Here is a 12,144-nt window from a genome sequence, read left to right as displayed (position 1 = left end):
TAGGTTCGCATAATAGATATGTCGCTATGTTAAAAAGGGTTCTGAGTGATTGCGGTAGAATGGGGTTGCTGTTGACCGCAATCGCGAAGGTTCGTCTTTAGACATAGAGCGCATTATGCGAATCAAAAATAGGTAACAAAACAGTCATTTTGCTACCTATGAGAATATAGATTTCATAGGCTAAATCTATTAGTTACCAATACCAAATTTTTTGCATATATAAACTAATACAACTATGGCTGCAATGCCTAAAATTTGAGTTTCAGTCATCATTTATCCTTAGGTTTTGCTTTTTCACAACCAGAAACAGGGCAGTATATTGTCTTGCCATGCACACTAGGTTGATCTGGATGTATTTCATTTGTTAATGATGATTCGTATGAATGATAATTTTGGCACTCTCGTTCAAATGCCGCAGTTACCGATGATGCATAGTCATACCGGAATCGATTACTATTACCATGTTTTTCAACATGTTTTTTTAGTCTAGCATTAACATCTGTATCGGATCGGCCTACATATGTAGTATAAAACTTACCATCTTTTACATAACCTATTGCATAATTTCCCATGCTAGTTCTTGTTACATTGTCATCAATACCTTTGTTACTCAAAGGGAATGAACCGTTCATATTTGCTACCATCTTCACCTCTATAAATTTAAGTTTAAGCAATGGCTTATTCCATTACCTTATTATCAATGGGGGTATTTTTTTGAGGTTTCAAGTGGGAAAGGGTAAAAAAGAAAAACCCCCGTGCTGTACTACGGGGGTAGTCTCAGGATAACTACAGGCTTTCAGCCAATATGACTAAAACTGAGTCGTAACTATCAGCTTTTTTTATCTCCCGCAGACTTCGAAAACTTTCGATAGTCATCTTCAGTGATCGACTCTATTCCTTTACGGATCAACCAATCCAGTACCTCTGTATCTTTTACAGGGGCTTTCAATTCAATCACAGCTTTCACTGTTTCTTTTTCAACCAATCGCCATGTGTTGTCGTTAATGTGTTTTGTTGGCATTGAGACCTCCATCGAAATTCTTAGATTATCATAATCTAATTTTTAAAATTATGTTGACTATTAGATTCTAAGAACTTATAAATAACCCATGAAATAAATATTTAGATTCTAAGGTTTATGGTTCGGTAAATGATGAGTGCGTTCTGGTTGTGATAATGATTTACATTTATTTTCAATTGGATAAAAAGCACTCAAAATTAAAATGATTTTAAAATACTGTTAATTTAATAAATAAAATAATCATTTAAATCATATGGATATAAAGCTCAAGTGCAATTATTGGTACCTTTTCTTTGTTATATGCCCGAAAGTGGGTGTTACCGTGCCCGAATTCGGGCAATTGTTTGATATTAAAGGTTAATATGATTTTAGTTCGGTTGACTGTTTAGTTATTGTTGAGCTAGTCTTCAAGCAAAATTCATAGCTAAAAATGAGGGGGAGTGGCAGCGTGGTCAATATTCAAACAAAAAACAATTCTCATCCTACTGTTGGAAGAGAAGCGCTAAATTCTCAGCTATTGAATAGCTATAACGATCATTTTCATTTTTCTGCAAGCCAACACCAACCCTTACAACTAAAAGAACAGTATTGGGACAATAAATTTAAAATCTCGCAGTCGAAACAGCATTTCCTTTTGGCGTCAAAACGTTACAAGGAGTTATTTGGTGAGACAGAAGCCGAACTTTTACCGAAATTAGACTCGCGAACACATCAAATCATTTTTACCTTTGAACCTGGTTTCACTGAGTTTTCTGTTCAGTGGCGGATGTATGCTGCTTATCTGATTTCTGCTTTCGGGGCTTTTTCAATCTCGGTTGCTCATGCTGTTTGCCAGCTGGTAAAAGGGCTCGGCGTTGAAAAAGCGATTGAACGTTTAGAAGTGGCTTATTCTTTGGCTTTTATTTCGACAGAAGGTAAAGGAAAGGGCATTAATTTATTTTGCACTGATGAAGATTTGCAATTAGTGGCAAATGGTTTTGTAGACGAACTTTTATCTTCTCCCTTGTTGATTTGGGACACTGCCTTACCGGATTCAGAAATTCCTATTTTCTGTCAGAACATGGTTAATCATATAGGGCTGCGTGTTGAATGGGCGTTTAATTTTTCTCAAGAACACGTCTTTAAATTGGTTAAAACACATTCTCAACTTGGGGTGATCCAACGTTTTCTCAATCCATATTTTGTGCGCCGTTTCCTTGATAAACACCGCTTATCTCGTGTTTTAGAAGTCTCACGTATCTTGATGATGTTAACACCGATGCGCCCTTATGCATGCGAATGGTTACTTTCCCATTATCACCGTAAAGACATAAAAATAGAGCGTTTTTTACAGGCAATGGGGATTTTTGATGCCGATGATAATTTAGTTTGCACGCTCAAAGAAGCCTTTGATGCATCTGTGTCTAATCGAAAAAATCGGGTTGTTGAGTTAATTGTTAGGGCGAAAGGCGTTTGCACATTGGCGGATTCAATGGGATTAACGGGCTATTTTGTTGTGTTAACGTGCCCATCCCGTTTTCATTCAGTCTCAACACGGGAAAACCGCAAAACGGGTAAAAAATGGCACATTGAAAACCCAACTTGGATTGATTCAGGAATGCCGACTGTTCGTGATTCCCATCAATGGTTATCGGATACGTTTACTCGTGTTCGCAAGCGTTTAGACAAATTAAATATTGTGATCCCCGGTCTAAGGACCGTTGAACCTCATGCGGATGGTTGCGTTCATTGGAATATCTTATTTTATGCTCAACCTCAACAATGTGGCGCTATCCTTGATATTTTTAAGGAGGAAGCCTTAAAAGATTCTCCCGATGAAAAAGGGGCTCAAAAACACCGCATAAAAATCAAGTTGATTGACCGTGAGAAGGGCGATGGGTTCTCTTATATCATTAAATACATTACCAAAATGGCAGGTTTTGAACAGTCTAAAGGGATTCAAAATTTAGCGGATAATGCATCATCTGCCACCTTTTCGAATGCGGTTAAACGCGTTTCGGTCTGGTCTCGTGTGTCAGGATTGCGTTTATTTCAATTCTTCGGTTGCCCAAGTGTCACCGTTTATCGCCAACTCCGTTTATTACGCCATCAGCTTCGCAGTGGTGATATTGCATTAACCCATTTTTCTGACGTTGAAAAACAGGAATTAGAAGCGTTACGTCACGCGGCGGATGAAGGGGACTTTTTACGTTACATTGAACTAAATGGCGGTTTTTTCTCTGATTTTGTTGTTCGTCCTTATTACGTAACCCAACAGATTGATGGCGATGTAAAGCGTAATTTCTATGATGAAGTAGCCAATAAAACGGTCTATGGATTCTATTTTCATGAGCACCTATTTATTACCCGATTCAACACCTGTGAGGCAAAAAGAATGACAGAAGCTGAAAGCATTGCGTTAGCCCTGCTGCGTCGTAAAGAAAGCGAGTTTGACCAAGGATTCTTAGATTGTTTAGCGAATCAAGAAGGGGCTGACGACTATGAAGATGAATTTGAAAACGGTGTTTATAAAACCAGTTTATTGGAGCAAAAATTATGATGACGGCATTATCTTTTTTCGTCTTATGTTTTCTTGTCTGTGTGGTGTTACAAGCAGCGGTCTTTTATTTTTCCTTTGTCGCTTTTTTATTCATTTTCAAGAAAGAAGAGTCTCTTTCCGGCTGTTTTTCGAAAGTAAATGCCTATTTGGGGGACGTAGTCGCCTAGATAGGCATTTACTTTCCTTGGACTCGTGACAATAACTGTCGCCACTATTAATGAGAATTAAGCGTATGAGAAAAAATTACATCGACCGCTATCAGTTTAAAAATAATATGCCTGAAGGGTTTAAATGCGCAGCCGTACAAGGCGGTCACTTTTCGCATGTTTTATCCGATACCGAAGAACGGGAAGTGATTGGGGCTGACGGTAAGAAAGAAATTAAAGTTAAAGAAAAATTTGGATTCGTTCTGGCGATCCCTTACGACGATGACAAGTTAAAAGTTCGTTCAACGGAATATCGCAAATATGTTTGCTCTCAAGAAGATTATGTATTTTTGAAATCAGTTACGGCTGAAATATCAGAGCAACCGGTTTATATCACTTTCTTACCGAGTGCATGGGCGACATCACGCGACAATAACGGTGTTTGGTATCAATACGTTTCAGATTCATTGATTCGCTTTGATGGGAAACCATTATCGCCCAAAAAATAATATTGCCAAATTTTAATAATTGGAATTTTCAATCATGATTGACCCTCAAATAATCATTGAAATGAGAGATTACTTTTATATTTCTCTGGGTTTTATTGTTTTTCTATTGTCATTTATTTGTGGGCGTTTATCTTCGCCGAGGTAATTATGTTAGAGCTTGCTGGCTATTTATCTATTCTTGTTGCTTCGGGATTCTCCGCCGGATATTTGTTCGGCTTCTTTGACAGACTCACTCGTGAGTTATCTTAATTTGGAGTTATATATGTTTAAATCTATCAAATCAAAATTGTTTTCAGCTTCAATAATTGTTTCTTTTATTGTTTTACCTACGGCTGCGTTTGCTGCGGAATCTACTATTCCACAACCTGCACAAGATGCTATTAAATCTATCGGAGATACTGCTACAGGTATGATTGATCTAGCATGGCCTGTAATTGCTCTTGTTGTCGGCGGCTTCCTTGCAATTAAATTATTCAAAAAAGTATCAAGTAAAGTTTAATGCGTATTAATTAATAGGGGGCTACGCCCTCTATTAAAGGAATTAAATTATGCGATTGCTTCTGTTATTTTTATTATTCCCATCATCGTCTTTTGCTGCGATAAAAGATTACCCTGTTACACAGGGTAAATTTGAATATAATTATTCTGAATACTCCCCCGACACAGGGTATTGGTCTGCTCCTTTTTTTACATCAACAGAAATTTCAAAAGCCCAAGCATTAAACTGTTATCAAGGAACATACCAATTTCCTGCTGCAACTTTTTCCGGTGTCTCTTATATTGGCTTACCAGAAAGAAAAGGCGGTCGATATATTTCATTAAAATACATGAATGTGACCTGTATTGTTGATTGGCTTGAGGATAAAGATTCATATTCATCTACGGATAAAGTAAATTCAGTCGTTGTTCAATATAACTACACTGCATTCTATTGCCCGAATGAAAAAGTCTATTCTGAGAACTCTTTAAATAAAACGTATGGCTGTCCTACGATTGAAGGTGGTTCTCTTGAAAATTATTGTAAGTCTCAACCTATTTTAAAAAATTACTCCTTTTCATCCGCCCATAAAGATCCATCAGGGAATTATTTTGCCAATTATGAAGGTTGTAAATACGAGTCAACGTCCGTTGCCGTGATTGTGGGTGATCGAATTAGTGCTGATTGGCGTCCTGTCGGGGTTGCTGCCCCTAATTATGGTGATTCTACAGGTACGCCCAATGATAATAACGGCGGTAATGAAGGGGGGAACGAAGGCGGTGACAATGAGGGAGGCAATGGTAACACTGGCGGTAATGAAGGAGGTAGTGGTAACGGTGAGTATTCATCAGTTTTAGATAAAATAAACAAAAATACTAATAATATCAGTGATTCCACAAATCGAATGGATAAAACGCTATCGAATATAGATGACTATTTGAAAGTTGAAAGCAAGCCCGATGCTGATTGGCGTGAAATTTTTGACCATCAATTCCGACTTTCATCGTCGGAGTTGACGCTAAGTGAAAATCAGGCGAGAGATACTCATGATTACACGTTGTATGCTGATATTATTGATTCACTCAATACCCATCATGACCCATATGGCGTCAGTGATATTCCAAATTGGAAAAATCAAATACTCGCTTTAGATTCACATTTACCCGAAGGTAATAAGCTGATTGACATCACTCAATCTATTGATCGTTATTCTAATGGTGGGGCAACCATTGATTATGGAACGGATTTTAAATCGTATTCTAATGTTACCTCATTATTTGGAATGGATTCCTTATCCAATTCATTATCTCAATTAATACCGCATTATAAAGAATGTTCACCCATTTATATTTTTCAAGGTTTACCTTATGAAGTTGTGATTGATTGTGGCGTCATTAATAAAATAAAGTCATTACTGTATTACATCTTTATGTTTTTTACATTGTGGTTTGTTTTTATCACATTAATTAATGCATTAAAACCTCAACCAAAAGAGAGCTAAATTATGCCATTACTCTTTGCTTGGATACCCGCTTTAGTGAGTGCAATTTTTTCGGCTTGGCGAATTTACGTTGTTGCATCTATTGTTTGGAAAGTAGTGAAATTACTGGCGGGGTTTGCGATAACATACGCTGTTTTTTCATATGTTTTTTCGGGGTTCATTTCGGGGTTAATTAATTGGATAAATAGCAGTATAACCGAAATAGCACCAATTATTGATATTTTCTCTCTATTTTTACCATCTAACTTTGAAACATGCTTTAACATTATTATTTCCGTTTATATTCTTTCGCTTGTTTTATCTTGGAAGCACAAGCTCGCTATGGCATTAGGTGCATTTTGAATGATTAAAATACTCATAGAGTTATATCTCCATTTAGTGGATAAGGAAATATAAATAGAATGGCTGTTTATTTTGTGACAGGGAAATTAGGTTCAGGGAAAACGTTATCTGCTGTTTATAAAATACGCGACTATTTAATAAAAGGGCGTAAAGTTGCTACGAATTTAAATATTTCATTTACGGGAATGTTTGGCTATCGCGCTAAAAATATTAATTTAGTTCGTGTTCCCGATAAACCTACTGCCTTTGATTTAGAGGCAATAGGGCGTGGTAACACATCATATAATGAGGATTTGAACGGTTTATTGGTACTTGATGAATGTGGAACATGGTTTAACTCCCGTTCTTGGGCCGATAAGAGTCGCCAAGATTTGATTAATTGGATTGCTCATGCCCGTAAATTAGGCTGGGACGTTCTTTTTCTTGTTCAAAGTTTGCAAGTTGTTGATAAACAATCTCGTTTAATGTTCGCCGAGCATGTTGTCTATTGCCGACGAATGGATAGGTTAAAAATCCCATACATTCATTGGATTTTACAAATTATCACATTAGGGCAATTTCGATTGCCTAAAATTCACTTAGCCATTGTTAAATATGGCGATTCTCCTACTGCATTAATCGTTGATAAGTGGATCTATCAGGGCGCACCGTTATATTCGGCTTATGATACCAAACAACAATTCTCTGATTTTTATGATAAAGGTTCGTTTTGTCAGCTTCCGCCTAGCTATCTTTATAATAATCCAGCGAAGAAAAATATAGGCTTCTTTATGCGGCTAACTCAAATCTATTTTAAGCGTTCTTCTCGTTTTACCTTAATTTTCTTAGGGATCTTATTAACCCTTGTCTTTCAATTTTTTTATCAAAAATACATTCCTCAACAAACTGAATTTATTGATAAAAGTATGAATTCTATCTATATCGACTCTTATCATAAACATGGGGATACCGTTTTTTATAAATTTCAAACACCTAACGGTATTTTTACACTTTCTGATTTTGAAAAGCAGGGCTTTACCGTAAAACCAATCAATCATTGTTTGGTGCATTTAATGAAAAGTGGAGTTAATTATGAAATACATTGTCAGTAATTTTTTGATTGGACTCACTTTTTTATTTTCCTCGCTGACTCAGGCTCAATCGTTGGAAATGAACAACGTGCCTATCACTGATTTTGTGAATTGGTACTCTCAGTTGTCGGGGAAAGGCGTTGTTATTCCTGCTAAATTTGATGAAAAAATTACGATTTTTAATGCGGATATTACGGCGAATAACCTCGATTCTTTTTTTGTTTCCGTGATGGCATCCCGTGGTTTTGAGGTTATCTCAGGAAACCCTGTGATTATCCGACAAAACAACGCGATCCGTGTTAATCCTGTTTTAGATATTAATGCCGATAACGACATGGACTATGCCGTTCCTGCAATAGATCCATACTATAATGATGATGGTTCATCATTTAACCAATTAATTGATTATCCCGTACAATCCCAACCTAAATTGTTAGAAGTCGCGACTAAGACTTATCAATTTAAAAACATCACTGCCTCATCTGCATTTCCCGCAGTTGATATCTTTTTAAAATCATTTTCAACGTCAGGATCATCCGCTATCGTCGATAAAGCATCAAATTCTTTAATTGTTTCAACGGTAAAGGGTAATTTTGATAATTTAGACTCGTTTATTTACGATATTGATGTTCGAACACATCAGGTATTGATTGAAGCTATCATGTTTGAAGTCGGAAAGGGGTCATCATTCGATTTTTCATTTGGTGCAGGGAAAAAATCAGGCTCTAACGTTGTCGGCGGTATCAATACAAGCTCGCTAGGTGAATCGCTTTCATCACTAGGTGGTTCATTTGGTATTTACTCAGGTAATATTCTTTCCCTTGCGTTAACCGCCGTTGAAGGCTCTAAAGACAGTAAAATCTTATCTGTTCCTAGGATATTAACTTTATCAGGCTCAGAAGGCTTTATTTCATCAGGTCAAAATGTGCCGATTGTGACAGGAAAAGTCGTTGGAGAGGGCGTTGATATCAAAAATCCGTTTCAAACGATCACCCGTAAAGATGTCGGTATTAATTTACGAGTCACACCGATTGTACTGGGTGATAATTCCATCATGTTAGATATTGCGTCTAATTCAGGCAGTATTTCCAATATTACGGATGCATCTGACATCATTCTGAACGAAAGAACAATCAATACAACGGTTCAAGTAAACAATGGTGATACGTTGCTGATTGGTGGTCTTATTCAACATAGCGCTATTAATGATAAATCATCAACACCAGGCGCTTCTTCAATTCCTGTTATTGGCTGGCTTTTCGATTCGAAGTCTGAATCGGAGTCAGAAAATACCATGTATATTTTAATCCGCGCCAGAATTGTTACGCCGATTACCAATTAATTCTTTGATATACAAATAAAAAGAGGAAATATCATGAGTAAAAATATTACACCTGAAATGTTGAATGATGAAGGAATTCGTTCAGCATTAGAATTATTACAAGAACAAGTTAATCGTTACGATAGTGATTTTAAAAGGCAATCATTCATTGTAGGTGAGAATAATACTTCACATTTGATGCCTATTTATTATATTAACGAATTCAAACGGTTAGCAAGAAAGGTGCAAAGTCGTCAGTATAATCTTCAACTTGCCGCCATTATGCTCATACTACATTTACCCGAGGTCACACAACTAACATTGGTTAAGAATGCGGAACTCCAGTTTAAATTATTACGGGATTCTACGTCAGAAACGCTAAATATCAAACAACTGGAAGGCTTAATACAACAAGTTAAAGTTATTGCATCAACAATAAAACCAGAAAGCCCGAATAGTCAGATTCATATGAGCGTATAAAGTAGAACGAAATGTGTGACGCCGTCACAATGATAAAAGAGAGGTTATGTAACAATATGAAAAGAAAACTAATTCAAAGGAATAAGCGTAAATTATCTAACCTATTAATATTTGCCTTACGGAATGATTTACCGTTATCAACAGCGATTTATTTACATGGCCAAACGTCACTGATTACGATGATTTCTAGATTACAAAAACGCGGGAAATTAATAGATGATTGGTCGCAGGTGAATTTTGAGGAAGGTTATGCATCTGTTCCTCAATGCACGCAATGCGGGCATATTATCTGTTATAAAATGCTTTTTAAGCAAAGTGAATTACCCAGCCAACATCAAGATAAATGGATAGGTTAAAATAACCCTTTAACGGTATCCGCTCACTGTGTGAGCGGGGACAGCGGTAGATATTGTTAACAGCGTTTTGGTTGCATATAACATAAGTGAAATTTATAATGCATCAACAATCAAAATATAATTTGAATCAAAAGGGAATAAAAAATGGCAATGGAAGATTTTGATGAAGGATGGATATATCGCTCAAAAAATACTGAACAATGGATGCAGCTTACTGATGATGCGGCAGAATTAGGAGCAAGCGTTGTAAATGATATATATCAAGGAGTAAGTAGAGCATCGTTAAGAGAGTTTTCTATGAATCCATCTAAATTAAACCCCTTTCACTCTCGCTATTTTGAACATAATTTAATTCCGTTAAGAACAGCCCTAAGACAGACAATGAATGAAGAGGAATTACAAATATTAATAATTTTATATCGAATTGTAACATCCCCATTTAAATACCATGATGTAATATCCGATTTGGTATCAACTATTTTTAATTCAATTATTGACATTTCATCTAATGAGAAATTAGAAGTCATATTAAAAGCTTTAGTAGACAATGGATTAATTGAAGATAAAACTATATCACAGGAAATAAAGAACTATTTTAGAACCAAGTTGCATTCATCTTTATCTGGGTTTATAAATAATGCAACAAATTTCAGCCCTTACTTTAATTATCAAAGTCCACAGAATATTTTAGAAAGATTTTCAGCAAAAATACTAGTTAAAGATATATTGGTATATACACTATCTAACCTTATTGCAATTATCATTCTAAATAACCTATCTAAAGCAGCAGTTATTAGAGGCTCCTTAGGTACTCCTATTTTAGTTCTATCTGGGTATGGGGTTGTTGAAAAAATGTCCGCTTCATCCAGAAAGCTGTATAGGCTCCATCCGATTGTTTTTAATAAGTTAAAAGAAAAAAACATTAATATGCTATATTATTTTGCTGAACCATTCTTTGAGAAAATATTAAATTTAGTTTCTTCTGGGGATAACAAACTAGTTTTAGATAATTTATATTTGGCTTTTAATGAGTTAATTAATAATGCTAGGGCAGGTAAATAACATGCGTGATTTTCTTAGCGGTATTTTAGGTTTGATTTTCTTAGAGTTATTTATTTGGGTAAACTTGATTTTTTCAGCTACCATATCCGTATCGATCTATTTTTTCTTAAAAGATCTAGGAATTGAAAGTGAGGGAGTTACTTTAATTATTTTTTTAATTTTATTTGCCTGCATGTTTATTCTAAAAAACACTATTTATAATAAACTAAAAGAAAAAAAAGGCTAAATTTAATAATAGGTTTTTATCTTTTAAAGTTAAATGATGATAAAAACCTTATTAACTATTAAATGTTTTGTTCACAAATGCTATAGCCTGATGTTCCTGCAGTTATATGGTTATATGTAATATCCCTATATATAATTGAAAATGATTCTTCTGGTTGCATATCATTACTATTGATTGAATGAGGTATTCTAACATTGCGATTGATAATGTAGGCTTCATTAATTTTAACAACTAAATATTTTTCCATGGTTCCATTTGTTGTCGTTTTATAAATACTCAATTCTAATTGAAGTTTTTCATTATTAGAGTTTGCCACTAAAAGCAGTGGCGTTGATTTATCAATCATCTTAATAAAATCAATAGGATGGTGAGTCATATTTTGCATACGCGATGTTGATTCAGAATACTGAGTGATAAATATTTCATCTTTATGATTTAATTGAAATTTATTCCCTATAGAATCTTCTGTTCCGCAGCCTCTTGAGATTAAACCTTGTCGTTCACCTGTGAGCTTTAAATAAATTATATTAGACATTTATTTCAATAACCTATGTTGTTTTATGTGGACAGAATAGTAGCATACTGATTATTCTTAAATCAAATTTCTCAGTTTTTATGTCGTTAGACATGTAAGGCGACACGCTAAAATTTCAGAAATACCCAAAGCTCGCTCGCCGATAAAACGGGTGGGCTTTTTTAAAAACACGAAACCGCGCTTGCGCCACTGGTTGACAGGATTTTAATTGTTCGATCTAATAGCAACTCAATAGTTTAATGGTCGAAGACGAAAGAATCTTTCAGCGATAATTTATAGGGAATGAATTAGGTGAAAACTGTTTGGATTAGTGAAAAATCATTTTTAGAAATGGCTAAAATTGGCTGGATTGACTATAGCAATGCACGTTTAGATAACAATAAGTTGCTTGGTATCGAATTACCGCCAAGACGCAAAAATGGCAATAACACGCATTTCAAAATGACGTTAACCGATGTAACAAGGTTCATTAATGACTATAACGAAGCTAAAAAGAACCAACACGATTAACCAGCCAAAACGCTGGATTTTTTCATTTTATACTTAGGTTCGCATAAT

15 protein-coding genes are annotated in these 12,144 nt (G+C 35.4%); 11 read left to right on the top strand and 4 right to left on the bottom strand.

Features of this window, described 5'->3' with window-relative positions; translation table 11 throughout:
• Positions 1 to 269 precede the first annotated feature (269 nt).
• Positions 270 to 644 carry a hypothetical protein gene (locus tag AC4IFO_RS22255; protein WP_490737687.1) on the bottom strand — a complete coding sequence of 125 codons (375 nt, stop codon included), beginning with the start codon at positions 642 to 644 and terminating at the stop codon, positions 270 to 272.
• A 185-nt stretch (positions 645 to 829) separates the two neighbouring features.
• Positions 830 to 1,021 carry a hypothetical protein gene (locus AC4IFO_RS22250; RefSeq protein ID WP_349494751.1) on the bottom strand — a complete coding sequence of 64 codons (192 nt, stop codon included), beginning with the start codon at positions 1,019 to 1,021 and terminating at the stop codon, positions 830 to 832.
• A 448-nt stretch (positions 1,022 to 1,469) separates the two neighbouring features.
• Between AC4IFO_RS22250 and AC4IFO_RS22245 the strand changes: the two genes are divergently transcribed.
• From AC4IFO_RS22245 to AC4IFO_RS22230, 4 genes are all read left to right on the top strand, one after another.
• Positions 1,470 to 3,560, top strand: coding sequence for a replication endonuclease (locus tag AC4IFO_RS22245; protein WP_490737684.1), 2,091 nt, complete (start codon positions 1,470 to 1,472; stop codon positions 3,558 to 3,560).
• Between the two features lie 232 nt (positions 3,561 to 3,792).
• On the top strand, positions 3,793 to 4,215 hold the full coding sequence (locus tag AC4IFO_RS22240) for a hypothetical protein (protein WP_349494748.1): 423 nt from the start codon (positions 3,793 to 3,795) through the stop codon (positions 4,213 to 4,215).
• A 262-nt stretch (positions 4,216 to 4,477) separates the two neighbouring features.
• Positions 4,478 to 4,714: a major coat protein gene (locus tag AC4IFO_RS22235; protein WP_490737682.1), complete on the top strand. Its 237-nt coding sequence runs from the start codon at positions 4,478 to 4,480 to the stop codon at positions 4,712 to 4,714.
• Between the two features lie 49 nt (positions 4,715 to 4,763).
• Complete coding sequence (locus AC4IFO_RS22230; protein ID WP_490737680.1) at positions 4,764 to 6,194, top strand: hypothetical protein; 1,431 nt, start codon at positions 4,764 to 4,766, stop codon at positions 6,192 to 6,194.
• A 65-nt stretch (positions 6,195 to 6,259) separates the two neighbouring features.
• Here AC4IFO_RS22230 and AC4IFO_RS22225 read toward each other — a convergent pair whose 3' ends face one another.
• A complete protein-coding gene (locus AC4IFO_RS22225) occupies positions 6,260 to 6,460 on the bottom strand; it encodes a hypothetical protein (RefSeq protein WP_490737678.1) in 201 nt (66 codons plus the stop codon).
• A gap of 135 nt (positions 6,461 to 6,595) precedes the next feature.
• Here AC4IFO_RS22225 and AC4IFO_RS22220 point away from each other — a divergent pair, with 135 nt between their 5' ends.
• The 6 genes from AC4IFO_RS22220 to AC4IFO_RS22195 all read left to right on the top strand — a co-directional run bounded on the left by AC4IFO_RS22220 (position 6,596) and on the right by AC4IFO_RS22195 (position 11,051).
• Complete coding sequence (locus tag AC4IFO_RS22220; RefSeq protein WP_349494744.1) at positions 6,596 to 7,627, top strand: zonular occludens toxin domain-containing protein; 1,032 nt, start codon at positions 6,596 to 6,598, stop codon at positions 7,625 to 7,627.
• Positions 7,608 to 8,948: a secretin GspD/PilQ domain-containing protein gene (locus AC4IFO_RS22215; protein ID WP_349494743.1), complete on the top strand. Its 1,341-nt coding sequence runs from the start codon at positions 7,608 to 7,610 to the stop codon at positions 8,946 to 8,948. Before AC4IFO_RS22220 ends, AC4IFO_RS22215 begins: the two co-directional genes overlap by 20 nt.
• A gap of 33 nt (positions 8,949 to 8,981) precedes the next feature.
• The gene (locus AC4IFO_RS22210) at positions 8,982 to 9,407 is read left to right on the top strand and encodes a hypothetical protein (RefSeq protein WP_490737675.1); all 426 of its coding nucleotides are present in this window, start codon (positions 8,982 to 8,984) and stop codon (positions 9,405 to 9,407) included.
• 56 nt (positions 9,408 to 9,463) lie between these two features.
• Complete coding sequence (locus tag AC4IFO_RS22205; protein ID WP_349494741.1) at positions 9,464 to 9,763, top strand: hypothetical protein; 300 nt, start codon at positions 9,464 to 9,466, stop codon at positions 9,761 to 9,763.
• 144 nt (positions 9,764 to 9,907) lie between these two features.
• Positions 9,908 to 10,825, top strand: coding sequence for a hypothetical protein (locus tag AC4IFO_RS22200; protein ID WP_490737673.1), 918 nt, complete (start codon positions 9,908 to 9,910; stop codon positions 10,823 to 10,825).
• 1 nt (position 10,826) lies between these two features.
• Positions 10,827 to 11,051 (top strand): hypothetical protein, encoded by a 225-nt coding sequence (locus tag AC4IFO_RS22195; RefSeq protein WP_490737671.1) that lies wholly within the window; start codon positions 10,827 to 10,829, stop codon positions 11,049 to 11,051.
• A 58-nt stretch (positions 11,052 to 11,109) separates the two neighbouring features.
• Here the strand turns inward: AC4IFO_RS22195 and AC4IFO_RS22190 are convergent, their stop codons facing one another.
• Positions 11,110 to 11,586: an Hcp family type VI secretion system effector gene (locus AC4IFO_RS22190; RefSeq protein ID WP_349494738.1), complete on the bottom strand. Its 477-nt coding sequence runs from the start codon at positions 11,584 to 11,586 to the stop codon at positions 11,110 to 11,112.
• A 291-nt stretch (positions 11,587 to 11,877) separates the two neighbouring features.
• On the opposite strand from AC4IFO_RS22190, the gene AC4IFO_RS22185 reads away from it, so the two are divergent.
• Entirely contained in the window at positions 11,878 to 12,096 is a 219-nt protein-coding gene (locus tag AC4IFO_RS22185) for a hypothetical protein (protein ID WP_490737668.1), read from the top strand.
• Positions 12,097 to 12,144: the final 48 nt, after the last annotated feature.

It is taken from the genome of Providencia sp. UF-224, assembly GCF_058245955.1.
Note: the sequence above shows the minus strand (reverse complement) of the source record. Positions and strands in the feature narration are given on the sequence as shown.